General features: G+C 64.9%; 25 protein-coding genes, 2 tRNA genes and 2 pseudogenes. 13 read left to right on the forward strand and 16 right to left on the reverse strand.

The annotated features are described in order from the left end of the window. Positions 1-28: 28 nt before the first annotated feature. From TL10_RS16590 to TL10_RS16605, 5 genes are read right to left on the reverse strand one after another with little or no spacing between them, the layout of a single operon-like run. A complete protein-coding gene (locus tag TL10_RS16590) occupies positions 29-493 on the reverse strand; it encodes an SRPBCC family protein (protein WP_043986451.1) in 465 nt (154 codons plus the stop codon). An 8-nt stretch (positions 494-501) separates the two neighbouring features. Beyond that, on the reverse strand, positions 502-1380 hold the full coding sequence (locus TL10_RS16595; protein ID WP_043986452.1) for an oxygenase MpaB family protein: 879 nt from the start codon (positions 1378-1380) through the stop codon (positions 502-504). 8 nt (positions 1381-1388) lie between these two features. Next, positions 1389-1685, reverse strand: a complete 297-nt coding sequence (locus TL10_RS32110; protein ID WP_423136067.1) for a ferredoxin — start codon at positions 1683-1685, stop codon at positions 1389-1391. Continuing rightward, positions 1601-3046, reverse strand: coding sequence for a cytochrome P450 (locus tag TL10_RS16600; RefSeq protein ID WP_082067975.1), 1446 nt, complete (start codon positions 3044-3046; stop codon positions 1601-1603). Before TL10_RS16600 ends, TL10_RS32110 begins: the two co-directional genes overlap by 85 nt. A 42-nt stretch (positions 3047-3088) precedes the next feature. Continuing rightward, the gene (locus TL10_RS16605) at positions 3089-3889 is read right to left on the reverse strand and encodes a hypothetical protein (RefSeq protein ID WP_131630752.1); all 801 of its coding nucleotides are present in this window, start codon (positions 3887-3889) and stop codon (positions 3089-3091) included. 113 nt (positions 3890-4002) lie between these two features. On the opposite strand from TL10_RS16605, the gene TL10_RS29680 reads away from it, so the two are divergent. Continuing rightward, positions 4003-4623, forward strand: a complete 621-nt coding sequence (locus TL10_RS29680; protein ID WP_051955346.1) for a TetR/AcrR family transcriptional regulator — start codon at positions 4003-4005, stop codon at positions 4621-4623. 29 nt (positions 4624-4652) lie between these two features. On the opposite strand, the gene TL10_RS16615 is transcribed toward TL10_RS29680, so the two are convergent. Both TL10_RS16615 and TL10_RS16620 read right to left on the reverse strand, forming a co-directional pair. Continuing rightward, on the reverse strand, positions 4653-5327 hold the full coding sequence (locus TL10_RS16615) for a nuclear transport factor 2 family protein (RefSeq protein ID WP_043986453.1): 675 nt from the start codon (positions 5325-5327) through the stop codon (positions 4653-4655). 39 nt (positions 5328-5366) lie between these two features. Beyond that, a complete protein-coding gene (locus tag TL10_RS16620; protein ID WP_390892803.1) occupies positions 5367-6644 on the reverse strand; it encodes a cytochrome P450 in 1278 nt (425 codons plus the stop codon). A gap of 187 nt (positions 6645-6831) precedes the next feature. Here TL10_RS16620 and TL10_RS16625 point away from each other — a divergent pair, with 187 nt between their 5' ends. Further along, positions 6832-7449, forward strand: a complete 618-nt coding sequence (locus TL10_RS16625; protein ID WP_043986454.1) for a TetR/AcrR family transcriptional regulator — start codon at positions 6832-6834, stop codon at positions 7447-7449. Between the two features lie 59 nt (positions 7450-7508). On the opposite strand, the gene TL10_RS16630 is transcribed toward TL10_RS16625, so the two are convergent. Beyond that, a tRNA-Arg gene (locus tag TL10_RS16630) sits at positions 7509-7581 on the reverse strand. 23 nt (positions 7582-7604) lie between these two features. Then, positions 7605-7696: transfer RNA gene (locus tag TL10_RS16635), tRNA-Ser, on the reverse strand. 127 nt (positions 7697-7823) lie between these two features. Here TL10_RS16635 and hisC point away from each other — a divergent pair. Further along, on the forward strand, positions 7824-8882 hold the full coding sequence (gene hisC, locus TL10_RS16640) for a histidinol-phosphate transaminase (RefSeq protein WP_043402680.1): 1059 nt from the start codon (positions 7824-7826) through the stop codon (positions 8880-8882). Here the strand turns inward: hisC and TL10_RS16645 are convergent. Further along, a complete protein-coding gene (locus TL10_RS16645) occupies positions 8860-9414 on the reverse strand; it encodes a TIGR03086 family metal-binding protein (RefSeq protein ID WP_043402677.1) in 555 nt (184 codons plus the stop codon). The genes hisC and TL10_RS16645 overlap by 23 nt on opposite strands. 44 nt (positions 9415-9458) lie before the next feature. Between TL10_RS16645 and TL10_RS16650 the strand changes: the two genes are divergently transcribed. From TL10_RS16650 to TL10_RS16660, 3 genes are all read left to right on the forward strand, one after another. Then, positions 9459-10289: a crotonase/enoyl-CoA hydratase family protein gene (locus TL10_RS16650; RefSeq protein WP_043402675.1), complete on the forward strand. Its 831-nt coding sequence runs from the start codon at positions 9459-9461 to the stop codon at positions 10287-10289. A 6-nt stretch (positions 10290-10295) separates the two neighbouring features. Further along, positions 10296-11198, forward strand: a complete 903-nt coding sequence (locus tag TL10_RS16655) for an undecaprenyl-diphosphate phosphatase (protein WP_043986455.1) — start codon at positions 10296-10298, stop codon at positions 11196-11198. Positions 11199-11363: 165 nt separating this feature from the next. Continuing rightward, positions 11364-11675: a hypothetical protein gene (locus TL10_RS16660; RefSeq protein WP_043402670.1), complete on the forward strand. Its 312-nt coding sequence runs from the start codon at positions 11364-11366 to the stop codon at positions 11673-11675. Here TL10_RS16660 and TL10_RS16665 read toward each other — a convergent pair. Beyond that, complete coding sequence (locus tag TL10_RS16665; protein WP_043402668.1) at positions 11672-12340, reverse strand: sterol desaturase family protein; 669 nt, start codon at positions 12338-12340, stop codon at positions 11672-11674. The two genes, TL10_RS16660 and TL10_RS16665, sit on opposite strands and share 4 nt — an antisense overlap. Further along, entirely contained in the window at positions 12337-13062 is a 726-nt protein-coding gene (locus TL10_RS16670) for a FadR/GntR family transcriptional regulator (RefSeq protein WP_043402666.1), read from the reverse strand. The genes TL10_RS16665 and TL10_RS16670 overlap by 4 nt, the downstream gene beginning before the upstream one ends. An 84-nt stretch (positions 13063-13146) precedes the next feature. On the opposite strand from TL10_RS16670, the pseudogene TL10_RS30225 reads away from it, so the two are divergent. Both TL10_RS30225 and TL10_RS31730 read left to right on the forward strand, forming a co-directional pair. Then, positions 13147-13362: pseudogene (locus tag TL10_RS30225) on the forward strand (transposase); the annotation flags it as partial. Next, a pseudogene (locus TL10_RS31730) lies at positions 13302-13588 on the forward strand (cytochrome P450); the annotation flags it as partial. The pseudogenes TL10_RS30225 and TL10_RS31730, both read left to right, overlap by 61 nt. Here TL10_RS31730 and TL10_RS16675 read toward each other — a convergent pair. Next, the gene (locus TL10_RS16675) at positions 13569-14273 is read right to left on the reverse strand and encodes a TetR/AcrR family transcriptional regulator (RefSeq protein WP_043402663.1); all 705 of its coding nucleotides are present in this window, start codon (positions 14271-14273) and stop codon (positions 13569-13571) included. The pseudogene TL10_RS31730 and the gene TL10_RS16675 sit on opposite strands and share 20 nt — an antisense overlap. A 168-nt stretch (positions 14274-14441) precedes the next feature. On the opposite strand from TL10_RS16675, the gene TL10_RS16680 reads away from it, so the two are divergent. The 4 genes from TL10_RS16680 to TL10_RS16700 all read left to right on the forward strand — a co-directional run bounded on the left by TL10_RS16680 (position 14442) and on the right by TL10_RS16700 (position 20695). Beyond that, positions 14442-15344 carry a 3-hydroxyacyl-CoA dehydrogenase family protein gene (locus TL10_RS16680; RefSeq protein WP_192830250.1) on the forward strand — a complete coding sequence of 301 codons (903 nt, stop codon included), beginning with the start codon at positions 14442-14444 and terminating at the stop codon, positions 15342-15344. A gap of 392 nt (positions 15345-15736) precedes the next feature. After that, on the forward strand, positions 15737-16438 hold the full coding sequence (locus TL10_RS16685; protein WP_043986456.1) for a TetR/AcrR family transcriptional regulator: 702 nt from the start codon (positions 15737-15739) through the stop codon (positions 16436-16438). A gap of 775 nt (positions 16439-17213) precedes the next feature. Next, positions 17214-17648: a DUF6188 family protein gene (locus TL10_RS16695; protein WP_043402657.1), complete on the forward strand. Its 435-nt coding sequence runs from the start codon at positions 17214-17216 to the stop codon at positions 17646-17648. A 14-nt stretch (positions 17649-17662) separates the two neighbouring features. Then, a complete protein-coding gene (locus TL10_RS16700; protein WP_043402966.1) occupies positions 17663-20695 on the forward strand; it encodes an MMPL/RND family transporter in 3033 nt (1010 codons plus the stop codon). A gap of 770 nt (positions 20696-21465) precedes the next feature. Here the strand turns inward: TL10_RS16700 and TL10_RS16705 are convergent. Continuing rightward, complete coding sequence (locus tag TL10_RS16705; RefSeq protein ID WP_192830252.1) at positions 21466-21927, reverse strand: PPOX class F420-dependent oxidoreductase; 462 nt, start codon at positions 21925-21927, stop codon at positions 21466-21468. Between the two features lie 124 nt (positions 21928-22051). On the opposite strand from TL10_RS16705, the gene TL10_RS16710 reads away from it, so the two are divergent. Continuing rightward, positions 22052-22567 carry an OsmC family protein gene (locus TL10_RS16710; protein WP_043402654.1) on the forward strand — a complete coding sequence of 172 codons (516 nt, stop codon included), beginning with the start codon at positions 22052-22054 and terminating at the stop codon, positions 22565-22567. Positions 22568-23228: 661 nt separating this feature from the next. Here TL10_RS16710 and TL10_RS16720 read toward each other — a convergent pair. Both TL10_RS16720 and TL10_RS16725 read right to left on the reverse strand, forming a co-directional pair. Next, on the reverse strand, positions 23229-24245 hold the full coding sequence (locus tag TL10_RS16720) for an AraC family transcriptional regulator (RefSeq protein ID WP_043986458.1): 1017 nt from the start codon (positions 24243-24245) through the stop codon (positions 23229-23231). A gap of 165 nt (positions 24246-24410) precedes the next feature. Further along, complete coding sequence (locus TL10_RS16725; protein WP_043402644.1) at positions 24411-24620, reverse strand: hypothetical protein; 210 nt, start codon at positions 24618-24620, stop codon at positions 24411-24413. Positions 24621-24751: the final 131 nt, after the last annotated feature.

Here is a 24751-nt window from a genome sequence, read left to right on the forward strand (position 1 = left end):
GATTCCGCCCCGAAGCGAACCAGCTGGGTCAGTCCGTAGCGAGGGCTCGATAGTGCGCGGTGACCTGTTCACGCAGTTTCGACTCGGTGTACTTGATACCGGGCTCGAGGATGGAATCGATGACCTTGGATAGCGCACGGCCGGCCAGGCCGCCGCCGACCTGGTAGCGGATCTCCGCGGAAGTCGAACACCGTTCGGCGTCGACCGGCGTCACACCCCACACCACGGTGCCGGTGATGAGGCCATCGTCGAGTGACAGGGCGATGATCTGACCGTCGGCGTACTCGGATACGTGACCGTTGAGGGTGAACTTGATCGGACCGAGTTGCATGCGCAACAGAAACTTGGCGCCGAGCCGCGGCGCGGTAGGCACCAGATAGTCAAATGCCTTGGCCCCGAACACGAATTTGGGAACGTTGTCGGCGCTGTCGATGTAGGCAAAGCACACATCGGCGGGTACCGAAAACTCGGCGGAATGTTCAACTGTCGGCATTCATGCTCCTACCTACCTCGTTCGACCCGCGACCAACCCATCCGCGCCTCTTCATGCCAACGCCACGGCCTGGGCACCAGCGGCCAGCTGTGTCGGATGGTTGCCCGGATGGCACGGTACGCCCGCTCATCGGTGCGGGTCCATCGAATCTCGAATCGTTCTCGTACAACCTCGGGCAGGCCACCAAAGATGGTCAATCGCATCGGCGGCGCGAGCACCGTTCGGGTCGAGCGCATCGGCAGCAGGCGGTCCGTGACCCCGTTCAAGCCGGGCAGCGCAGGGAAGTACGGCGAGGCGCTCATATCGGGGATGGCTTGGCGTTTGATGAAGGCGATCAGGTAGTCCGACGCTGGATTCGGTTCCAGCACTTGGGTGCAATAGCGTTCGAACTCTGCCTCGAACGCCTGGCGGTCGGCGGGCAATGGTGCGTCGCTGACACCGTATCGGTGATACCAGAGGCAGCCCTCGTCGTAGAGCTGCTGTAGCTCGGTATCGGTCAACGGGTAGGTGTCCCAATAGGTCGCCACTCGGTCGACCATCCGCTGGAAGGTGGCGTGCGCCCACCAGTAGGTTTTCGGATTCAGCGCGTGATACGGCTGCCCGTCGGGCATCTCGCCTTTGATGTCGCGGTGGTAGTCGCGAACACCGATCCCCGTGGCGGCACCGTCGGCACGATAGACGGTGCCGAGAATTCCTGGCAGGGAACGGAATACCCGGTCCACCGGGTCGTCGAAGAAGTTGGAGTGCTCGATCAGCGCGTAGCCGATTGCCGGATGCATCGTCTGCAGCAGCCCGGCCGCACCGCCTTCGAATGCGATGCGCATGTCGCCCGCCCATCGCCACAGCAGTGAGTGCTGGCCCAGGGATGCCCTACCGGAATCGCTCATACCCGACCTCAATCCTGATGCCCCACCACGATAGCGGCGGCAGGACAGCGGTCAGCAGCCTGCCGAACGCGTTGTTCGTCGGCCGGTCCAACGGGTACTGGTCCGATGGGATTCTCCCCAAGCAGACTCACAACACCGCCATCGAAGCCGAACAAGGTGGGCACCGCCGCGATGCACTGGCCTGATTCCAAGCACAACTCGGGATCGACCTGCACCGTGATCACGACGACACCGACAGTGCTTCGCGGATAGTCGTTGTGCGGCGAGGCTCGAGCCGCACCGGCAGACCGCCGGAGATCGTGCACGAGAATGTCGAGGCGTGGACCGGACGCCAACCGGGATCGATGGCCAGCTCGAATCGCTGGTGCAGCAAGGTCAGGATGAACATGGCGTTCATATAGCCCATCTGCGATCCGATGCACCGATGCGGGCCGGCGCCGAACGGGATGTACGCCAGCGACGGTCGCGCCGCAACCGCGTCCCGATCGGTGAACCGGCTGGGATCGAACTGATCTGGGTTGTCCCACCAACGTTGGTCGCGGTGCAGCGCGTACACCGAGACCCCGACGATCGTCCCTTTCGGAATAAAGTAGCCGTCGATCGTGTCGTCGCGCATCGCGATCCGTGGATGAAACGGATGTCCTTGCAGCCGTTGACCTTCGTCGAAGCATGCCTTGACCCAGGTGAGGCGCTCCAGGTCGGCGTAAGTAGGCGTTTGACCACCGAGCTGATCGACCTCTGCCTGCAGCTGGGCACGAGCGGCGGGGTTGTCACGCAGCAGGGCCAGTGTCCACGCCGTCGACGCGACGACGGTTTCATAGCCGCCCGCGATGAGGATCAACAATTCGGCAATGAGGTCCTTGCGGCTCAACGGATTCCCGTCCTTATCGCGCGCATCCAGCAGCACCTGTAGCAGATCTGTTCCTTCGATCGGCTGCGCCAGCCGGTGCTCGATCTGTTTGTTGATCCAGCGACGGGTACGCCGATACGCAGCCCAAAGGTTGTTGCGCCCGAATGGCAAAAGGTTCGGGGGGCGGTTCACCAAGACCGCCGCGCTCATCATTTTCAGAATCGTACGAAGGTCCTGATCGAGCTGATCGATTTCTCCGTCCGTGAGGGGGATGCCGAACATGGCCCGCATGAATGCCGGCATGGTCAGCCAGGCGATCTTATGTTGCAAATCAACGGTTTTGCCGGTTCCCACCCACGGAGCCCATGCGTCCATGCGGCTGTTGAACTCATCGACCACCGCCGGCGATAGTTCGGCGAGCGAGCTGTTGCGGAACATCGGCGTGATCAAGCGCCGGCGCCGCTTGAATGCGGCACCTTCCATGTAAGGAATCGATGCGCCCAAGATGTTGTGCGCCAGCGATTCAAACGGGCCGACCATGCTGTAGGTACCGGTGTTGTCGGCCATAATCTGCGCGACGTGATCGGGGTGATTGACGCACACGATGTCGAGCACCGGCAGCGGAACCGAAAAGACGTCGCCATAGTCGGCTGCGCAGTTCCGCAGGTAGGTGAACGGGTCACGCTGATACTGAGGCAAGACACCGATGAACGGCTTGCCCTTGGGTCCCGGCGGGCGAACCGCAGCCTGCTCCGATCGAGCCAGGCGTGCCGTACGCACCGGGTTGCGGAAGTAGTTGAGTAGCTCGGTGGCCATTGCCACTCCAATCTCGTTCAAACAGCTAAGGATTCGCTAAGGTCAGGCGGCAGTCGGCACCGGTGGGCTCAAGCGATGCTCGGACGCGCGTAAGCGGTAGTCCACGCAGACCGGCATGTGTAGCGCCACCCATGCCGCGCCGGCGTTCAATGCCGTGGACGCAATGGCAAGCACCCAGAACAACGGTGGGCTGGCCTGACCATGGATGGCCAGGAAGTTCGGAAAGGTGCAACCGAGGACGTAGCCGATGTAGAGCACCGGCGGTGCGACCGGTGCTGCCAGCCAACGCCAGCCTCGGAGGTGTGGCACCAACATCACGAGCGCGACGCCGATGATCGGAAACATGCCGGCGTTCTGCATCAAGCTGGGTAGCGGCACGCCCAGGATCGTGGCGTGGTTGCCGTAGTAGCGCATGACGTCGAAATACGACAGCGCCATCTCGCCAGCACCCTCGATCAGCGAGAGTCCGCCGAACACCACGATCATCCGGTTGACCGACGCGCCGGCAACAATCATCCGGTAGGCGAGGCAGGAGACGTAGGCGACGGACGATGCGTACATCAGGGGAACCATTGCCGACATCGGCCGCCCAGCAATGGTGGCCAACTGCAGGGGCAACTCCGCCGGATACCAGGTCGCCATCGCAATGTCGTAGGTCGGCTCGATGGCGAACGCGAAAATCGTTGCGCCGCTGACCATCAGGAGCGCCAGTAGCGGATCTCGCCGACGCAGCCAGTCTCGTAGCGCCACAACACCGACCGCCACTGTGCTGACTGCGAGCCCAGCCATCACCAGCCAGTACACGGTGAGATCGGGCGTCATGTCCACCGGGTGTGTCAGCATCTCGCCGCTCCGTTCAGAATTGTTGGCACGATCTCGTACCAGCATTGTCAGCAGACTATTTTGGGTACGATGGCGTGTCAAGATTGACGGGAAGACCGAGAGGAGCCCCGACGGTGGCCGACTCCGCCCTGCATCGCCCGCATCGCGGCGTGAGCGCTGCCGAGCGGAAGAGCATCCGGCGCGCGACCTTGATCGAATCCGGTCTGGAGCTGTTCGGCACCCAGGGCATCGCCGCGGTCAGCATCGACCAGATATGCGTCCATGCCCGGCTCAACAAGCGCTACTTCTACGAAAGCTTCAGTTCCCTAGACGATCTCGTGGACGCGGTCGTCAAGCGAATCCTCGCCGACATTGCCGAAGGATTGGTCCCCCGCGTCGCCGAGGGAGGCTTCCGTAACCCGCAGCCGGCCGTGGCCTACTTCGTCGACACGGTGCTGTCCGACCACCGGATAGCGCGGCTGCTGTTCGTGGAAGCCGACTCGGGCGCGCTCACCAACCACAGCCAGCGCTTCATCGACGGCGCCGTCGAACTGTGGCTGGCAAGCGATCCCAACAGCCCAGACGATCCGATCCAGCGAGGAATGCTGCGCATGGGCGCGTACGCCTTCGGTGGCGCTTGCCGTGAGGTACTGATGGCATCCATCACGGGGAAGCTCGACCACAGCACCGAGCAGATCACTGCGTACCTCGTGGCGTTGCTCGCCGCGATGTCCGCCGGCTACGACACAGCCTGACACCCGCCGGCGGCGGACAGCGGGCGGAATCACGCCGTCAGCCGAGTGAGCGCTCGGACGATCGGGGACATTGCCGAAGCCGTCCGGATACCGATTTTCTGCAGGCGCTCGTTGTGCACCAACGAGCCGATCCCGGCGAGTTGCGCTGCGCCATAAAGCATGTCCCAGTCAGTGTCTATGTGGCTGATCTTGAAGTCGTCGGTCAGCGTGTAGCGGTCGATGCCGATGAAATTGAGGCAGCGGCCCGTGCCGCGCAGCGTCACGTCCAGACCGGGCACGACGGTTTCGCCCGTCATCCGGCCGACTCCACGCCACGGGATCGTGATGCGCCACTGCCCTTCGAAGTAGTCGGCGTACGGCAGCGATCGGATGGTGCCGTCCTGCGGGTAGAACGCGAAGTCCGGGAAGATGTCAAAACTGGCCTGGCAGTTGTCGATTGTGAACTGCCGACCTTCCTTGTTGACCTGGAATGTCGAGCTGTCGATGTAGCTGCACTCGTCGGCGAGGCAGTAGTCGATCTTGTTGATGTCCTGTTCGGCCCACGCGGCGAACCAAACCTGAGCGAAGTCGAACATCCCCTCGGCGGGAAGCCCACGCTCGATGGCAAGCTTCTCCTGTTGCGCGACGCGTTCCCAGAATTTGGGCATCAGGGCCTGGTACTTGGCGTGTTCCGGTGACGGTCCGAGTTCATTGATCTTGGTCATGAAGATGCTGCCTTTCAAGGGTTTTGAATTTCTACGAGTTCAGCGCGCGGCGAGGCGCACAGGCAGGCCGCCGGCGAGGCCGGTCGAGACCCGCACCAAATGGCGTGGCGTCCAGCCGTCACGCACCTGGAAGGTGAAGCGCTGCAGGATGGTTCCGAGCACCAACGTGCCTTCGATGTAGGCCATCCGTGTGCCCATGCACTTGCGGGGCCCGATACTGAACGGCAAGAAGGCGTTCCTATTGATCTTCTCGGCGCGGAATCGGTCTGGCCAGTAGTCGTCCGGCCTCGTCCAGAATCGCGGATCACGGTGCAGCGCATAGGGCGTGATCAGTACCTGTGACCCCTTGGGTATGTGATACCCGCCGATCTCGTCGTCGACCACCGCCGTGCGGATATTCGCCGGCGCGGCCTGGAACCGTTGCGCCTCGTCGAAACAGGCGCGTAGATACGTGAGGTGCTGCAAATCGTGGTATACCAACGGTTTTCCGCCCAGCGCGTCAACCTCGGCATACGCCTTGCCCAGCGCACCAGGGTTGCGGCACAACAGCGCGATGGTCCATGCCAGAGCGGCTGCGGTGGTTTCGAATCCGGCGAATACAAGACCGGCGGCCTCAGACCGTCGGCGTCGTTCCTGTTGTTCTGGGCACCCCTCGAACTCCATGCCGATCAAGGTGTCGACCAAGTCGGGCGCACCCGAGACCGGACATCCTCGTCGTTCGTCGACGAAGCGGTTGAGCATGCCGAACAGTTCGTCCTTCGCTGCTTCGCCTTTGCGCTGCAACGGGTTCGGCACCCAGTTCGGCAGATAGTGGAAGCCGACGCGGCTGATCACGTAGACGCCGTACTCGCGCGCGCCGTCGACCGCGACGTCGATTTCCGTCGGGGTGAGCTCGATCTTGAACATCGAGCGCATGAGGCCGTCCATGACGACGGCACCGAGCTCGTGTTCGAGGTTGACTTCCCGCGCCGACGCGGCGTATTCGGCCCACGCGTCAATCCGGTCGGTGATCCCTGCCATCATCAGCGGGGTCGCGGCAGCCAGGGCCTTCTCGCCGAAGAACGGATTGAAGGTGGTGCGGACCCGCTTCCACTCCGCGCCTTCGAGCAGCGGCAGGGCTGCTGGCTCTCCCGATACCAACTCGTTCGCCGCCTCGTGCTTGACGTAGCGGTCATGGTGCCGCGTGAAGACGTGGTCGATGTGGTCCGGGTGATTGATCAGCGTCACCGTGAACTCGGGCCGCCGTGAGTTGTTCAGCCGCACCACGTCCCCGTACTTGGCGGCGATCTTGGGCAACAGCGTGTAGGGCAGGCGCATCGGATCACCCGCGCACGACGCGGCGAGCCTGACCGCGTCGTGCCTGGGCAACGTCGGCGGGTCCGGTGGTCGTGGCGGGTTCTCGGACTCAACGGACCTGCCTATCGCTTCTGGCGCAACCATGTGAATCAGTGAATCAAAGATCATTTACTGATTCAAGGATCAATAATGCTCTAGCATCTGGGGCATGGTCGACCTGCCGTCACTCGCGGCCGCGGTATTGGCCGGCGGCCATGGAGATGCCAACGACGCCCGCAACCGCATGCTCGACGCAGCGCGCACGGAGTTCATCAACCACGGCATCGCGCGCACCTCGGTTGCCACCATCGCCACCCGAGCCGGGGTTTCCCGACCGACGCTCTACCGCCAATGCGGCGACAAAGACCAGATCGTGGCGTCCGTCGTGCAGCGGGAAGTGATCGACTTCTTCACCCGCGGCGCTGCCGCCATAGCGACTGCGCAGACCACCGAAGACAAGATGGTCGAGATCTTCGTCATGGGCATGCGGGAATGCCGCGAGCACCCTTTGGTGCAGGCGCTCAAAGACTTCGAGAACGAGGCGTTCACCCGCCGCCTGTTCACCCTCGATACGCCGGATTACCGCAGCATGATCAGCGTGCTCGCGATGTTCCTGGCCGACAGCGACTATCCACCGGCCGCTGCCGAACGCGCGCTCGACTTCGCGCTGCGCGTCACCGCGACATTGCTGATCGCGCCATCGGAATTCCTGCCCACCGACGATGACGAGAACACCCGCGAATTCGCCCGCCGCTACCTGATTCCGGTACTGCAGGCCTCGCGCTGAGGATTGTGTCCGAAACGACAACAGGCCAGAAGCTTCAGCTTCTGGCCTGTTGTGTGTTGTGCGCCCGAAGGGACTCGAACCCCTAACCTCCTGATCCGTAGTCAGGTGCTCTATCCATTGAGCTACGGGCGCATGGTTACAACTATTCAGTTATGTGGCGGAGGCGAGAGGATTTGAACCTCCGGTCCCCTGTAAGGGGGACAACTCATTAGCAGTGAGTCCCATTCGGCCGCTCTGGCACGCCTCCTGAACGCTCCGAGGTTACCGGGCTCTTGCACCCCGGAACCGCCGAGGGCATACGGTACACAGTCAACACCGCCAAAGGCAAAGCGCGACGCCAGAAGGCCATTTGCCGTCCACCTAGACTGTCCCGGGTGACCGCCCGCCTGCGCCCCGAGATGGACGCTCTGCCTGCCTACACCCCCGGCCGCACCGTGCCCGGCGCCATCAAGATCGCCAGCAATGAGACCGTCGACGGCCCGCTGCCCAGCGTCCGCGAGGCCATTGTCGCGGCGATGGACAACATCAACCGCTACCCGGACAACGGCTACGCGGCGCTGCGCGAGCGACTGGCCGCGTATGTCGGGTTCGCGCCGAACCAGCTCTCGGTGGGCTGCGGGTCGGTGAGCCTGTGCCAGCAGCTCATCCAGATCACCGCCGCGGCCGGCGACGAGGTGCTGTTCGCGTGGCGCAGCTTCGAGATCTACCCGCTGCAGGTCCGCACTGCCGGCGCGACGCCCGTCCCGGTCCCGCTCAAGGACCACAAGCACGACCTCGATGCCATGCTGGCCGCGATCACCGACCGCACCCGGCTAATCTTCGTCTGCAATCCCAACAACCCCACCTCGACTGTCGTCGACCCGGTCCAGCTGGCCGAGTTCGTCGCCAAGGTCCCGCCGCACATCCTGGTGGTCCTGGACGAGGCCTACGTCGAATACATCCGCGACGGCCTACTGCCGGACAGCTTGGCGCTGGTGCGCAAGCACCCGAACGTCGTCGTGCTCCGCACCTTCTCGAAGGCGTACGGGCTGGCCGGACTGCGGATCGGCTACGCCGTTGCGCACGAGGACATCGTCACCGCCCTGGGCAAGGTGTACGTGCCGTTCACGGCGACCAGCGTCAGCCAGGCCGCGGCCATCGCCTGCCTGGACGCCGCCGACGAACTGCTCGCCCGCACCGACGCCGTGGTGGCCGAACGGGCCCGGGTCAGCGCCGCACTGCGCGAAGCCGGCTTCGAGCTGCCCGACTCGCAGGCCAACTTCGTCTGGCTGCCACTGAGCCCCGAAGACACCGTCGACTTCGTCGACGCGGCCGCCGACAACAAACTCCTGGTGCGGCCCTACGGCCAGGAGGGCGTGCGTGTCACCGTCACGGTGCCGCGCGAGAACAACCTGTTCCTGGACTTCGCCGTCAGGTGGCGCGGCGGCCGGTGAAGCCGATCAGCTGATCGAGCGGACTCGCATCCGCCGGGACCTCGACGGGATCGTCGAACCCGACGGCAGCGCGCGCCGCGGGGCTGACCGCGGCCTTGGTCATGCCGAGGACGTACTCGGCCAGATCGTCGGGGGCGTCCACCGTGCGACCGACGGCGGTGGCGTAGTCCCAGGCATGGACGAGGAATTCGAGCGAGAGGATGCCGGCGATCTGCACGGCCGGCATCTCACCGGGCCCTGCCTGCACCGTGCCATCCAGGCCGCGGGCGCGCCAGGCCGCCAATGCGGGCCGCGCAGCGGCGGTCACCTGATCGACGATCGGCGCCGCGTCATCGCGATCCGGCAGCTGGGCGCCGGCGATGCCGCCGATGACCGTGATCGAGTTCATCAGGTGATCCGTGAGCGCTGCCACATCAAACTGCGTGCACGGCGTCTGCCGGGCCGCATCGTCAGGCCCAAGACCCGCCAGCACCTGCTCGAGAACATCCAGACTGGCCTCGCCGGCCTCGATCACATCGGACGGAATGGTCATGGGCGAGACGCTACGCCCCAGGTTCACCGACTAGCCTGCGGATCATGGGTGAAACCTCGGGAAGCTTTGAATCGCTCTCCATTGAGACCAAGGACCACGTCGCACAGGTGACATTGCTCGGCCCCGGCAAGGGCAACGCCATGGGCCCGGCGTTCTGGGCCGAGCTGCCGGTGGCCTTCGCCGCGCTGGACGCCGACCCCGAGGTGCGCGCCATCGTGCTCACCGGATCGGGACGCAACTTCAGCTACGGGCTGGATCTGCCCGCCATGGGCGGCATGCTCGCGCCGATGCTGGGCGGCGGCCTGGCCAAGGAACGCGCCGACTTCCACACCATGGTGCGTGGCATGCAGGACGCCATCACCGCTGTCGCCGACTGCCGCACCCCCACCATCGCCTCGGTCCAGGGCTGGTGCATCGGCGGCGGTGTCGACCTTATCTCGGCAGTCGACATCCGCTACGCCAGCGCCGACGCCAAGTTCTCGGTGCGTGAGGTCAAGCTGGCCATCGTCGCCGACGTGGGCTCGCTGGCCCGGTTGCCGCTGATCCTGAACGACGGTCATCTGCGCGAATTGGCGTTGACAGGCAAGGACATTGACGCGGCACGTGCCGAGAAGATCGGCCTGGTGAACGACGTCTTCGCCGACGCCGACGCCGCGCTGGCCGCCGCGCACGAAACCGCCCGCGAGATCGCCGCCAACCCGCCGCTGACCGTCCGCGGCGTCAAGGACGTGCTGGACGAGCAACGCACAGACCGGGTTTCGGCCAGCCTGCGGTACGTCGCAGCGTGGAACTCGGCGTTCATCGCGTCGAAGGACCTCACCGAGGGCATCACCGCGATGTTCGAGAAGCGCGCACCGGAATTCAAGGGCGAGTAAAGGCCAATCACCTTGAGCCTCAACTACATCGAAGCGATCGTGGTCGGCGCATTCCAGGGCGTCACCGAGCTGTTCCCGGTGTCGAGCCTAGGTCACTCGATCCTGGTGCCGGCCCTCGTCGGCGGGCAGTGGGCCCAGGATCTGAGCATGACGGCCGAGAAGTCGCCGTACCTGGCGTTCCTGGTGGCCGTGCACGTCGCAACGGCCGTGGCGCTGCTGGTGTTCTTTTGGCGGGACTGGGTCGCTGTCGCTCGCGGGTTGGTGACGTCGATCAAGAACCGGAAGATCACCACCTCCGCCGAGCGGCTGGCGTGGCTACTGATCCTGGCCACCATCCCGGTCGGCATCGCCGGACTGGCGCTGGACCATGCGCTGCGCACGTCATTGGGCAAGCCGATCCCAGCGACGGCCTTCCTGGCGATCAACGGCGTCGTTCTCTTTGTGGGCGAACGGCTTCGGCATCGCACGGCGTCGGCGGTACCCGCCGCCACGCACTCGGAGGGGCTGTCCGCGTCCGACGAACGGCTGGCCCGGCTGCCCATCGCTGAAGGCATCGGTATCGGCGCGGCCCAGATTCTGGCTCTGCTGCCCGGCATCAGCCGATCGGGCGCGACCATGGTCGCCGGCGTGCTGCGCGGGCTGTCCCATGAGGACGCCGCGCGGTTCTCGTTCCTGTTGGCGACGCCAGTGATCCTGGCCGCGGGGGCCCTGAAGATTCCGGAGCTGTTCGGCCCGGCCGGTGACGGTATCGGCGGCCAGGTGCTGGCCGGCAGCGCGGCGGCGTTCGTCGCGGCGTATCTCTCGGTGCGGTTCCTGGTCAAGTACTTCGAAACCCGCACACTGACGCCGTTCGCGATCTACTGCGTGGTGGCCGGTCTCGGCAGTTTGGCCTGGCTGACGCTGCGCTGAAACGCAGCGAATGTGATTGGTGTGCGCGCGAATCAGAGAATCTGCGTGCATAGCCCTCACCCTGGCGATCTCCACCTGTAACCCGGCTGCCTATCTCCAAGTGGCAGCACTGCAGCCGAAATCCGTTGCAGCACAGGCGCGCGTTAGCGCGATCGGAGTATTCGCATGTCCAGATTCAGCTTTGTGCTGGGTATCGTCACGGCTGGCGCAGTTGTCACCGCGGCGCTGGCCCCGGCGGCAACCGCCGGCGCGGTAGGCGGCCCCGGCGGTTTTGGCAACGCGCAGGACACGATCAATGCGCTACAGGCGCAAGGGTTTAACGTCCTCATCAACGGCGCTGTCGTCTATCCACTGTCCGGTTGTAAGGTCACCGGTATCGAGGGGCTGCGCAACGACAACGTCGATTCGTCCGGCGCCATCATCGACCGCACCAAGATGACCACGGTGTGGGTGGACATCTCGTGTAAGGGCGGCTAGTTCAGGGACCCGTGCAGGTTCTTCGCCGTCGGGCTGGTCTCGACGGTTGCGGGGTCGGGGTAGGTGCCGAGCACCCGGTCGGAAGTGCCTGAGGTGGTGACTGAGAACCAGTAGTGCTCGTTCTTGAAATGGTGCAGGCGGTGGTTGCGCCACACCGCCTTGTAGAACCGGTGGCGCGGCTTGTAGTCGGTGTGGACCAGGTAGTGCGTCCACTCATAGCCCATCAGGATCAGCGACTCGACCACGATGAATGACAGCGTGGCCGATACCGGTGCACCCGCGATGGCGCCGATGCCGAGAGGCAGCGCCACGATGGCCGCGATCAGCCATCGCAGCGTCGGGGTCGGGATGAACACCAAGTCGATGTCGCGAGGATTCGCGTGGTGGCGTCGATGGTCGCGGGCCACCAGGGTGTCCACGGTGATCCGGCCGAGTTCTCGCGGTCGCCAATGCAGGATGAAAACGTGAATCACCCACTCCACGAACGGATATAGCAGCGCCAGCACCAGCGGCGCCCACAGGTCGCGTAATGCCAGCCCGCCGACGACGGCCCGCGCGCCCACCGCTCCGACCACGAGCGCCAGGATCATCCATGGCGTCGGATGGCGCCAGAACTCGCGGCCCGCCTGGCCGAGCGTCACTCCTCGCGTGCCGGTGGTCGTCACTGCGCCTCCATCTGGTCGAGAAATTCGGTAAGCACCGTGGTGGCGCCACCGAGCACTGTCGATGCGGCTCGTCGTGCTTTCAGTGCAGCGCCCGATGTCACCGCATCGGCAAGCTTGCGGTACGCGGACGCGGGTTCAGCGCCCGCGACAGCGTCGGCCACCGCCGCGAGCATCGGTTCGTACACCCGGCGCATGCCGTTGAAGATCAGCGTCATCGCGATCGAATCCGCGCCGGTGACAAGGCAATCCCAGAAATCGAGCGCGGCCAATTGTTGGGTCGGTCCGCTCTGCGCGCGCTCGATGTCGGCAAGCGCGCGTGCCAGCGGTTCAGCGAGCTTGCCCGCGGACCGCGCCGCCGCGCGTTCCGCGATCCACGGTCCGAGGTACTCGCGCACCTCCAGCACGCTGCGCACCACCGCCGGATTCACCATCGCCCCGTCGGGTGCGTCGACCAGCAGATGCGGCAGCAGATCGAGCCCACCCGTGCGCGTGATGTCGTTGACGACGGCGCCGTCGCCCTGCCGCACGTCGAGATGACCGGACGTGACCAGACGCTGAATCGCCTCACGCACCACGGGCCGCGATACACCCAGCACTTCGGCCAGCTTGCGCTCACTCGGCAGGCGTGAACCCGGCGGCTGGGCGCCCGCGACGAGCTGCTTGAGCAGCTGGTCATGCACCTCATCGGCCGCCGAGCGCCGCTTGATCGACGTCAACTCCATGCCGACGACACTAACCGGTCAAAGGTAAGAGGTCTAGTGGTAATACCAACATTGCTGGTTACGGATAGCTCAGCAAGACCATCACTGACCGATACCACCGGCGCCGTGGAGCTCGACGTGCCCCGGGATCGGGCCTCCACGTTCGAGCCCCAGATCGTCAAGAAGCGCCAACGCCGACTATCTGGCGTTAATGAGGTCGTGTTGTCTCTGTACGCCAAAGGCTTGACCACCGGGGAGATTTCGGCACACTTCGCCGAGATCTACGGCGCCTCGGTGTCCAAGGAGACGATCAGCCGGATCCGGACATCTTCGACATCGGCCGCAAACCTGAACATCAAGTGGCCTTCGGTCGGGGTAACCACTTCGGTCCGGGGCCGCGCTCGCGCGCATGGAGGCCCGAATTGCCTTGCGCGCGTTACTGTCACGGTTGCCGGACTGGTCCGTTGACCACACTGCGGCCGTGCGTCTTCAGTCGGGGCCGATTCGCGGCTATCTCTTGCTGCCGATCAGCTCGACGGTGAGCTAGCCACCGCGGAGCGCGTCGCGTCACCGGGTTGCGGCTCGGCGGACGTGATGGCGTCCTGGCGCCGGTGGGCAGCGAGGAAGTCATCGACAATCTGCGTGCAGTCATCGTGGGTCATGGTGCGCATGCCGCTCATTCGGGCGAACGCGAGCGGCCCGACAAGCTGGCAGATCGCCAGCTTGAAGTCGAAATCATCCAGCTCGGCTCGCGCTTGGGCGTTCGTGAGCAGTGCGTCGAACGGTTGCATGTACTGGTCGATGACGCGTGCCCGCAGCGCCCCCGAGGCGAGGTCATCACTGGGTTCGCCGGTGGGTGCGGTGGGGCCCAAGGCAAGCCAGGCCAGCACGGTGACGTGCAGTGGCGCATCGTCGAAGAGCGCGGCCTGACGGCCAAGTAGTTCGATCAGCTGATCGCGCAAGGTGCCCACCCCCGGGGTGGGCGCTATGACGTGTGGCAACAGTTGCTCGAAGGTCGCGGCCAGCAGATGAGACGAGCTGGTGAAATGGCGGTAGAGGGTGGTGCGGGCCACCTTGGAGGCTTTGGTCACCGCGTCGATGGTGACCGCCTGAATCCCGCCTTCACGCAGCAGTGCCGCCGCGGCACGTAGCAGACGGTTGCGTGACTGTATGCGACGGGGATCGATATCGTCGCCGTCCTCGTAGGGAGCAAATACCCCTTGCTTGCTCACGCTCGCTCACCTCACTGTCCGCAAACTTTCCGAACCCTTGCCGCTCGTCACCCTATCGGTTAGGGTACGACCGGTAGTGCATCGATACTACGCGTGCCACCACTGGCGGCGATGTTTGATCGATCAGGGAGAATGGCGCAGCGGTTGGCTTCCTCTCAGGTGGTGGCTGTGGTCGATGACAGCACCGTGGGTGCCGACCTCGCCGGCGAGTTCGCGGCGGCTGGTCTTGAGGTAATCCGGGCACCCGCATATTCGGCTATCCAGGCGTGTGGCCCACCGCAACGCCGGACCGTTCGATCTCTGGAGGCGAGCCCGTCGCCGACGCAGGGCAACCCCGTGGTGGGCCGGGCTCGGATCGAGTGCATCACCTCGTTGCAGGATCTGCCGCCGAACACGGCGATGGTGATCGATGCAGCGGTGGGGACATTTGACGCCAAGATCGCTACCCTGCGCGCGATCGAGGACAGTATCGACTCAACGGCAGTGATTGCCACAGCTGTCACTGACCATTCGGTCGGCGAGATGGCCACGCTGCTGGCGCATCCGGGGCGGCTTGTCGGGGTCCGATTCTTCAGTCCGATTGCCAGTTCGAGTGTTGTCGAGGTCGTCGGCGGGCCTGACACCGCGAACTCTACGGTGCACGCAGTTGAGGGCTATCTGCGGGCGATCGACAAGGTCGGCGTCGTGGTGAAAGACATGCCAGGGTTCATCACCGGCCGGATCGGCGTGGCGCTGAGCTTGGAGGCAATCCGTTTACTCGAAGACGACGTGGCAGACGCGGCGTCCATCGATCGCGTCATGCGTGATGGCTTCCACTACCCGTTCGGTCCGCTGACCTCGACCGACTTGGTGGGGCTTGACATTCGCCTTGCGATGGCCGATCACCTTCATAGCGCGTACGGGGAACGATTTCGCCCGCCGGCACTGTTGCGCGAGAAGGTCGCTCGCGGCGAGCTGGGGCGTAGCACCGGGCAGGGCTTCTTCACCTGGGATGGGGACATCGCCGCGACGCCGCGAAGCAGCAGCCAACCTTTATCGCGAGCACCGATGGGCGTGACGCGAGGGGCGTAACTACCGCCATTGGCGGGCGATTCCCGCAACACGTAACCGATCGCGAGCCGTCAACCACCTAGCCGGAGCAGCCGTAATCTGCGGTGTAATCGAACCAGTATCGCTACACTTGGTAGTGTAGCGATACTTCACGTAGCCCAGGCCTGGGCTCGGCGTCCGAGACGCCCGCTCGATGAGTTGGTGCGTTTCGACTCGTCGGCGCCACCAGTGCGCGGACTCTCGCGAGTGTTAACCACGGAGGCGCCAATGCACATCACTGCGATATCAGATGGCGGCTCGATAGCGGAGCCGTCCGGTTCCCGCCGGTGCCGTCGGCGGGTGTCGCCGTGCCGTGGCGTCGCCAACATCGACCGGCGACGCGGTCTGGGTGCCGATGCAAGCGGTCCAGCGTCATGATCGCGTCCAATGCGGCCCTGTCGGTCATGCCGGAACGATCCGAGCGTGCGTGTGGCTCCGACCGCCCGGACGATTCGGCCCGTTCGCGCGCATCAATACGCCGCCGGCAGGCGATCCTTGATGCCGCGCTCATCGTCGCCGCCGAGGGTGGCTACCAAGCGGTCCAGATACGGGCGGTCGCTGAGTGCGCCGGCATCGCGACGGGCACAATCTACCGGGCCTTTGCATCCAAGACCCACCTTCTCGCCGCGGCACTCACCCAGGAATTCGAGCGCATCGAATCGGCCTACGACTGGTCTAGTAGAGGGACCACCCCGGCGCTGCGACTCGGACAACTCACGGACTACCTGTACCGATACTGGCAGCGTGAACCACTGCTCACTGAGGCGATGATCCGGGCCTTCGTGGACGCCAATACCCACGATGCCGGCGACCTCGATATCGCGGCCACGGTGATCGAACGTCTGCTTGCGCGAGCATTCAGCGGCACGACGCCCACCCGCACTGCTCAGAACCTCGCAGCGGTCATCGCCGATATCTGGCTGGCGAATCTGATCGCTTTCGTTTGCGGGCGCGCGTCCGCGACCGACACTCGCGACCGTATCGACCGCGCCACTGACCGCATTCTGGATCGCCCGCCCGTCGCGACCAACAATCAAGAAACGCTACCACTAGTAGTTGAGCGCTACTCAATGTAGCGTTGATGTGATTCGGGGCATATCGCAGGAGGTAGACATGTTCACGCTAAGGATTCATCCACTGCGGCTGATGCTGCCAAACGTCCGATTCGGCGTCGCGCCCGTGCATCACCGGACGGCGGTTGTCGATCTGCCCGGCTTAACGTGGCGCGGCCGGTTCGACGCCGGTCAACGCACCATCGCCGCGTGGTTGCATCGCCCCCGCGACCGGCGGACTCGCCAACCCCGCTTCCATGGAGCTCACGAGAGTCTGTTCCGGGAATCGGCCATGGAGCGCGAGATGCACCGACTGTGACCCGCGAACGGGCCGCGGCCTGTGACTTGCGCCCAAACCCGCACCACCCGGGGCGCATGATCGGTCCGTCGACGCGAGTCGGGATTGCCGAACGGACCTGCGACATCGACATTGGCCCGCACTTTCGGTGCATCACCCCGTTGATGCCGGCGTCTCGATACCGGTCACATCCCTTGCTCGGCACCGCCGAATGAATCGCCATACGACCACGCACGCCGCGCCGCGCGGCTACCGTCGAGCTACTGCAGGTCCCGTTGCCATGGGTCGAATACTCGACGAGCAGAACTCTGGCGAATGTCGAGATGGCGGTCGGGAGCCGATCGTGGAGCTGGCGCCACGTGCGCCGCGGCGGGCACCGGCGACCGTGTCGTTACCCGCCCGTTCATTGTCGCGCCCGATAATTATCGATACCGCTAGTAGCGCAGCGCTACCCGTCGTACGCTTCCGGTACGGCCCGATGACCTGTCACAGGAGGTAGCCATGTTCACACTCTGGATCGAGCAATGCACCGTGCAACGAATGGCGCTGCACGACGGCCTGGTCTTAGATCTCGCCGACTACAACGAGCTGGTCATCTCCCGCCCACTACAGCTCACGCTGCCCGCAACCGGCGACTTTCCGGCCGAAGATGTGGTCATCGACCCCATGAACGTCGCCGCGCACCACCGCCCGCTGCTGGACCTGGCCGGTTCGGTGTGCACCCAAGCGTGGTGTACCGAGGGCGGCGCACTGCACCTGCGGTTCTCGCGCGGGCACGTCATCGAGGTCGACGCCGACCCGCACGCCTGCACCTGGGAGCTCTACGGCAAGCGGCACGGCTACATGGCCTGCCTGCCCGGCGGCCGGGTGCGCACGGTGCGCTACGACCGCAGCGATGAGGACACCAACGCCGAGATCGCCCCTGCAACACCGTGACCGACACCGATTCGATGATCGCCGACGCGGCGGCGTCCGGTCAGCGCCGACGCGATAGGCCGGCAACCGCAGGTGAATACAGTCCGCAGCTGGCGCGGTTGGGCGCGTTCGCCGTGCACCACAAGGTCCTGATCTTCGCCGTCTGGATCGGTGCCGCGGTCGTGCTGGCCCTGCTGTTCCCGCAACTGGAGACCGTGGTGCGCCAGCAGTCGGTGGACTTGGTACCCCGTGATGCCCCGTCGCTGCAAACCGTCGACCGGATGAGCGCGGCGTTCAGCGAGCAAGGCTCGCGGACCATGCTGGTCGTTGCCATGGAAGACTCCGCCGGTCTGACACCGGCCGCAGGCCAGCATTACCAGCGGCTCCTGGCGCGGCTGCGCGCCGACACCACCCACGTTCTGTTCGTCCAGGACCTGCTCGCTGACCCGGTCACCAAGACCGGGGCCGTCAGCGCAGACCACAAGGCCTGGTATCTGCCCGTCGGGGTTGCCGGCACGCTCGGTGATCCGGCCGCCGCCGAATCGGTCACAGCCGTACGGGCGATCGCCGCCGACGTCTTCGCCGGCTCCCCAACCACGGTGGAGGTCACCGGGCCGGCGGCAACGTTCGCCGATCAGATCGCCAGCATGGAACATTCCCTGCTGTTCATCTCGATCGCGACCGCCGCAATGATCGCGCTGATCCTGATGATCGTCTACCGCTCGGTGTTCACCGCACTGCTGCCGCTGTTGGTCATCGGGTTGAGCCTGGCGGTCGGCCGCGGGGTGCTCTCGGCGCTCGGCGAGGCCGGCATGCCAGTATCCGAATTCACCATCGGGTTCATGGGCGCGATCCTGCTCGGCGCCGGCACCGACTACACGGTCTTTCTCATCAGCCGCTACCACGAACAGCGCCGCGCCGGTGCGCCCGCCGAGCAGGCAGCCATCTACGCCACCGCCAGCATCGGCCGGGTCATTCTCGCTTCCGCGGCGACCGTGGCGTTCGCTTTTCTGTCCATGGTTTTCGCCAAACTCAACGTGTTCGCCGCCCTCGGCCCGGCCTGCGCGCTGGCAGTGTTCATCGGGTTCCTGGCTACCGTCACGCTGCTGCCGCCGGTGTTGACGCTGGCCGCCCGGCGCGGCATCGGTGACCCCAAACCCGACCGCACCCGCCGCTACTGGAACAGCGTCGCGGTCGCCGTGGTGCGCCGACCGGCACCGCTGCTCGCGATCAGCCTGATCATCCTTATCGCCCTGTCGGCGGTGGCCACCACCATCACGATCAGCTACGACGACCGCCAAGGCCAACCGGGCAGCACCGACAGCAACCAGGGTTACCGCCTACTCGACCGGCACTTCCGTAAAGACGTCATCTTCAGCGAGTTCCTGGTCGTGGAAAACCCCACCGACATGCGGACCGGCAAGGCCCTGGCCGACCTCGACCAGATGGCCTCCCGCATCGCCCAAATCCCCGGCGTCACCAAAGTTTCCGGCGTCACCCGACCCGCCGGTGCACGCCTGGACCAAGCCCAGCTGTCCTGGCAGAACCGCCAGATCGGCGACAAAATGGCTAGCGCCGCCGCCGACGGCACCGCACGAAAAGACGACCTGGCCAAGCTCACCGACGGCGCCGACCAACTCGCCGGCGGGCTCGCCAAACTCCACACCGCCGTACGCGGTGCCCTCACGCCACTGACCGCAATCCTGGGCCAAGCTCAATCGGCCAATACGCGCATCAACCAGTTACGGCCTCTGCTGCAACAACTTTCGGCCACCGGACCCAACATCGACCACGCCATCCAAACCGGACCCGGAATCCGCCCCCTGGCCGAACAAGCCCAAACCGCCATCGCCACCGTCGACCCGCTCGTCGGGGCGCTCAACACCTCACCGTGGTGTGCCACCACCCCGCAATGCGCCCAAATCCGCGACCAGGTACAAGTCTTGGTCACCTTGCGCAACAACGGCTTCTTTGACCAGGTAGCCGATATCGGCGACCGCTACAACCCCGCGACCAACGCCACGGTCACCGGAACCCTCACCACCATCCAAACCACGGTCAGCTCACTGGACAAGGCGTTCGGCGCCCTCGGCAACCCCGCCGACATGGCCGCCAACATCGGCCGCCTGCAAGCCGGCATCAGCCAGCTCGCCTCCGGTGCACAAGCACTGGCCACCGGCGTGCACACCCTGGCCGACAGCAACATCCAAATGCTCTCCGGGATGAGCCACATCGCCACCCAGCTACAGAACTCCGCGCGCGCCAGCGCCGACTCGGACTCCGCCAGCGGCTTCTACCTGCCGGCAAACGTCTTCGACAACCGCCAATTCACCGACGTCGCCAAGCTTTTCCTCTCACCCGACGGCAAGACCGCACGCTTGGCCATCGAATCGAACTTCGACCCCTACAGCGGCGACGCCACCCGCCTGGCGGGGCAGATCGTCGAGGTCGCCAACGCCGCCCGACCCAACACCGCACTAGCCAACGCCACCGCCTCCGTCGCCGGCTTTCCCGCCGTCAACACCGACATCCAACGACTCCTGTGGTCAGACTTCACCCTGCTGGCCGTAGCCACCCTGCTGATCGTCGGACTGATCCTGGTCGTGCTGCTGCGCGCCGTGCTGGCGCCCCTGTACCTGCTGGGCACCGTGATCCTGAACTACCTGGCCTCGATGGGCATCGGTGTCCTGGTGTTCCAATGGGGTTTCGGTCACCAAATCGCCTGGCCCGTACCACTTATCGCCCTCATCATCCTCGTCGCCGTCGGCGCCGACTACAACATGCTGCTCGTCTCACGCCTGCGCGAAGAATCCGGCCGCAACATCCGGGTAGGCGTCCTGCGCACCGTCGCATCCACCGGCTCAGTCATCACCTCAGCCGGACTGATCTTCGCCGCCAGCATGTTCGGTCTCATGGCCGGCTCCATCGCCATCATGATCCAAATCGGCCTCATCGTCGGCTGCGGACTGCTCCTGGACACCTTCCTCGTACGGACCCTCACCGTCCCCGCCATCGCCGCACTCCTGCGCGAAGCCAGCTGGTGGCCAAACGCACCGCGGCACCGCTGATCACAAGACACGGCCCTACAGATAACACCGTTCCCCACGACCCACCGGCCACCAACGACCATCGTGGAAAACAGTCGGACACACCACGCCGGTCCTACACATGACACACGCGAACAGCGCAGAACATGCCGCCCTGCACGACAGGGTCGCCCCCCGCGCACCATCGCGGTAACGCGTTACTGGGACACGTAACAGCGCCAATTTCGGCAGCACAGTCCTTCCGCTGGGTGTGCGTCCGCGTCACCCAGAAGAAACAGACCAAGTCAGAGTAGCGGGATCACTGTTCAGTCCGGCTGATAGATTCGCTCGAAAGACGTTGCTGTGTAGGTGCTTTTAGTGTTGCCACCAGGGATGGTTTCGGTTTTCATGATGGCCAGTACACAAATGCGCTCACCGTGAGCCGCCCCGGGGTTTGTTGCACACACAGATCGGCTGCGGTATCGACCTCGGACAGATTCGTCTGATCGGCCAGATAGGTGCCCAGACAACGAACACCAACCTGCACCGAGAGCATCCTCCAAAGAGCACCCGGTGGGTCAACCCCAAGGGACCCTCGGCTGTCTACTTTCAGAATTCGCCAACAGACGGTGTCGGCTAACGCCCGGGATGCGAGATCGGCGCATGGGATATCAGCGTCAGCCCACCGAATATGCAAAGTATCTCGGGAAGAACCATGGTCGGACGTCCCGACAAACCTTGCACAACCCAGCAACCGCGGAGCCAGACGGACAACTCGGCCTTCCGGTGACGGCGCGGGAAACGCGTCCACCTCAGGACTCGCACGGCGTGATCTCGATGTAGCCCATCGGGATGTCGAAAGCCGAACTGCTCTTCTCGAGGGTCCGCTCGAACAGCTTCATGGCCGGCGACCAGTTCGCGGCGATCGCGGCGTCGGCGTGAGCGTGCTCGGCCTCAGGCAGGATGCGTGCGGCGCCGGCAACCGGCGGCCCCATCGGCTTGCCCCGAAGGTTGCACGGCACCACGACCACCCGCGGATTGTTGCGAATCCGCTTCACCTTGCCCGTCGACGCATCGGTGCGGACGTACAGCTTCCCGTCGGCGACACCGTGATTGATCGGGCTGGGCATGGCCTCGCCCGACCGCTTGAACGTGACCAGGACGATCTGCCGCGCCCGATCGAATCCGGTGAAATCCGTAGCGGTCGGCTCCCCGATATCGAAGGCCTCACGGTGGCGCAGCATGTCCATGCCGCGAAACATCAACTTGCTCATGGCCGAAACCGCATTACTGGGCATCTTCTCGTCCAATCGTTGTTGGCCAAGCGTAATCCGCAAGTTGAATTCATCGTGGGCACAACGGTGGAACCCCGACGTCGACGCAAATAACGTGGCCTGCGTGACTGCTCCTGTGACTTCCCTCAACGCGATCACCGACGCCACCCGGGCGGCGGTTGCCGACAATCCCGCCGCGGCCGCCGTGGTGTTCAAGGCCTCCGCTGAGCCCGAGAGCACCGTCGGCAGTGCGATCACGCTCGGCAAGTACCAGGTGCACGTCGACGAGCCGCCCGCCCTCGGCGGGCAGCACACGGCACCCAACCCCGTCGAGTACTACCTCGCGTCACTGCTGTCCTGCCAGGTGGTGACCTACCGGTTCTGGGCGGAGCGGCTCGGCATCCAGGTGGATTCCCTGCGCGCCAGCGCCGAGGGCGATCTCGATGTGCGCGGCTTCTTCGGACTGGACGAGAGCGTGCGCCCCGGCTTCCAGCAGATCCGGGTCACCGTCAACGTCTCCGGCCCGGAGACCGCCGAACGGTACCGGGAGCTTCAGGAAGCGGTCGATGCGCACTGCCCGGTGCTGGATCTGACGACCGGCGCGACCCCGGTGCATACCCAGCTGATCATCGGGGCCTGACGGCTTCGAACCCCAGCCGCGGCCGCAACACCAACAGCCGCCGAACGATGAGGTGTGCTCGTCGGTGTCGATCGACTCCTCGCGCACCACGGTGGACCCGCCCCGCGGCTCGAAGTGCAGCACCTTGCTGACCGGGTCGCTCCGGATCCATACGGCAACCGACAACGGCTGCCTCGGGCGGAAAATGTAGGAGACCAGTTGGATCTCGCCAGGCTTCCCGAGACTGCGGACATCGGACACCGCCACGCGCATCCGCGGCCCCGATAGATCCGCCGCCGTGAATGCCGTCTCGCCGGCGTGCAGGTCAGTGATCGAGTCCATGTCGTCCACCTCGCCGTCGCGCACCCAGTAGAGGTGGAGTTGACCATCGGCAGCGACGGCCTCAACCGAGATCAGGTTGGAGGTCACATCCACTCGCCGCATCGACAGGTCGCCGAGCCGGGCACGCACCAAATCCAGTTCCGCGTCCAGCCTCTGCGAGGAGAACAGGTCCTCGTGCGCGGCGCCGCTCAATGCGCGGCTGATCCGACCCGGCGCGTCGACGGTAACTGCGACCACCGCGGCTGGTGACCTGTATGTCGACGCCGGCATCGCTGCTGCCGACGTGCACGGAGTCGTTCGCGTCGGAGTTCCCGCGGGAGTCGTGAGTGGCAGAACGGCGTCAACTTTCCGACACGGCGCCCGCGTTCGCGCCGAGGCGGGTGGCTTCGGGTGTAGCGCCACTCCATCCGCGGTACGCGCGGTAGAACGAGCTGGTGTCCTGGTAGCCGAGCAGCAGGGCGATCTGCGCGACGCTGGTGTTTCCGGTCGTCAGGTAGTGGCGGGCGAGGCTTCCCCTAGTACGGCTCAACACGCCTTGGAAGCTGGCGCCCTCGGCTTGGAGTTGACGCTGCAGCGTACGCGCACTCATGGCCAGCCGACGGGACACGCTGTCGATGTCTGATTGCCCGGCCGGCAGGGCTTCGAGAAGCACCGTGTGCACGCGTTCGGCCATCGACGAGGACCGAGGGAGTTCGGATAGACGGGCGTGCAGTTGCGGCGAGAAGTAGGACCACATCTGAGCGTTCTCCGTGACGAACGGCAGATCGGCGTCGTCGTTGGCAAACACGACCGCTTCGGTCGGTCCGGCCTCGATGTCCACACCTAGATAGCCGCGGATCGCTGGGCTCGGTGGTGGCGGTCGGGTGGCCTGGACCCGCAGCGGTTCCACGGGCCGGCGGGTACCCAGCCGCGCCAGGGCTACCCAGAACAGCAACTCGACGGTGACGAATACAGTCGGCGGAGGTATCTCCGTCTGCCAGGTGTAGCTCACCGTCGTACCGTCGGCGGTTCGGTCCACCGTGATGCCGATGGGGCCGATCAGGGGTTTGAACTGTGCGATGCGCCGCGCGGCGGTCACCAGGTTCGGGCTGCACAAGGCGGCGAAGATCGGCGGGTCGAAACTTTCGGCGCTCAATGCTCCGGCCACCGCTACAGGGAGCGCGTCACGGTCGCTTTCCTGTTCGAGAGCGCTCCAGAAGGCGAAGTACTGCGCACTGCTGAGTTCCCCGGTCCCGCGAGAGAAGAAGTCGGATGGGAGTTGGGCGCGCCGCAGGACGGCGTCCACCGATACGTCCAGATCGATCAATAGTGATCGCACGGCCGGTGTCAACACGAACATGCCTGAACTGGCTTCCATCCGGGCGAGTGTACGACGGGTTTCAACCGGTCTAGACGTGGCGCGATCTGCCATCGAGTTGACGTCTTTCGCTAGTGACTGTCCCGCAGAGGTCCGCCTAAGGTGCAACCGGTCAAGCGGCGTGGCGAGCGTCCTCCACAAGTAACCACAGGTGCGAGAATTGAATTACTCCTGGCTAATCGCAACGGTTTCCGTCGTGCCAATAGTCGCGATTTCAGGCTGCTCGAAGCCGGCCGCGAATCCCAGCACGCCAGCCTCGACGACTGCGCCGACGTCCCGAACGACGCACGCCCCCGCGCGGCCCACATCCTCACCTACGCCCGCCACGACGGTGGTGACATTGCCCGGCGGGCAGACGACCACGACGACGGTCATCGTGATTCCCAATCCGAACGGCGACGGTTCCATGGTGCCGTGCGAGGGCACCATCTGCACCGATCCGAATCACGGGGCTGGAGACACCCCCGCCGATGGCCCACCCGAACCGGGCCAGACCACCTTCAGCG

The sequence above is a fragment of the Mycolicibacterium llatzerense genome (genome assembly GCF_000878195.1).
GTDB classification, from domain to species: domain Bacteria; phylum Actinomycetota; class Actinomycetes; order Mycobacteriales; family Mycobacteriaceae; genus Mycobacterium; species Mycobacterium llatzerense.

What these genes read in the sequence shown, in the direction of transcription:
- TL10_RS16695 (WP_043402657.1), top strand. Translation starts at nt 17,214, where the DNA reads ATGTTCACACTCTGGATCGAGCAATGCACCGTGCAACGAATGGCGCTG.
- TL10_RS16705 (WP_192830252.1), bottom strand. Translation starts at nt 21,927, where the DNA reads ATGAGCAAGTTGATGTTTCGCGGCATGGACATGCTGCGCCACCGTGAG.
- TL10_RS16620 (WP_390892803.1), bottom strand. Translation starts at nt 6,644, where the DNA reads ATGCGCCTGCCCTACACGCTGTTGCCCAAGATCGCCGCCAAGTACGGG.
- TL10_RS16615 (WP_043986453.1), bottom strand. Translation starts at nt 5,327, where the DNA reads ATGACCAAGATCAATGAACTCGGACCGTCACCGGAACACGCCAAGTAC.
- TL10_RS16595 (WP_043986452.1), bottom strand. Translation starts at nt 1,380, where the DNA reads ATGAGCGATTCCGGTAGGGCATCCCTGGGCCAGCACTCACTGCTGTGG.
- TL10_RS16685 (WP_043986456.1), top strand. Translation starts at nt 15,737, where the DNA reads ATGATCGCGTCCAATGCGGCCCTGTCGGTCATGCCGGAACGATCCGAG.
- TL10_RS16700 (WP_043402966.1), top strand. Translation starts at nt 17,663, where the DNA reads ATGATCGCCGACGCGGCGGCGTCCGGTCAGCGCCGACGCGATAGGCCG.
- TL10_RS16720 (WP_043986458.1), bottom strand. Translation starts at nt 24,245, where the DNA reads ATGGAAGCCAGTTCAGGCATGTTCGTGTTGACACCGGCCGTGCGATCA.
- TL10_RS16590 (WP_043986451.1), bottom strand. Translation starts at nt 493, where the DNA reads ATGCCGACAGTTGAACATTCCGCCGAGTTTTCGGTACCCGCCGATGTG.
- TL10_RS16605 (WP_131630752.1), bottom strand. Translation starts at nt 3,889, where the DNA reads ATGCTGACACACCCGGTGGACATGACGCCCGATCTCACCGTGTACTGG.
- TL10_RS16670 (WP_043402666.1), bottom strand. Translation starts at nt 13,062, where the DNA reads ATGGAGTTGACGTCGATCAAGCGGCGCTCGGCGGCCGATGAGGTGCAT.
- TL10_RS16600 (WP_082067975.1), bottom strand. Translation starts at nt 3,046, where the DNA reads ATGGCCACCGAGCTACTCAACTACTTCCGCAACCCGGTGCGTACGGCA.
- TL10_RS16645 (WP_043402677.1), bottom strand. Translation starts at nt 9,414, where the DNA reads ATGACCATTCCGTCCGATGTGATCGAGGCCGGCGAGGCCAGTCTGGAT.
- TL10_RS16650 (WP_043402675.1), top strand. Translation starts at nt 9,459, where the DNA reads ATGGGTGAAACCTCGGGAAGCTTTGAATCGCTCTCCATTGAGACCAAG.
- TL10_RS16725 (WP_043402644.1), bottom strand. Translation starts at nt 24,620, where the DNA reads ATGACCGTCGTCGTGGTCGTCTGCCCGCCGGGCAATGTCACCACCGTC.
- TL10_RS16660 (WP_043402670.1), top strand. Translation starts at nt 11,364, where the DNA reads ATGTCCAGATTCAGCTTTGTGCTGGGTATCGTCACGGCTGGCGCAGTT.
- TL10_RS16625 (WP_043986454.1), top strand. Translation starts at nt 6,832, where the DNA reads ATGGTCGACCTGCCGTCACTCGCGGCCGCGGTATTGGCCGGCGGCCAT.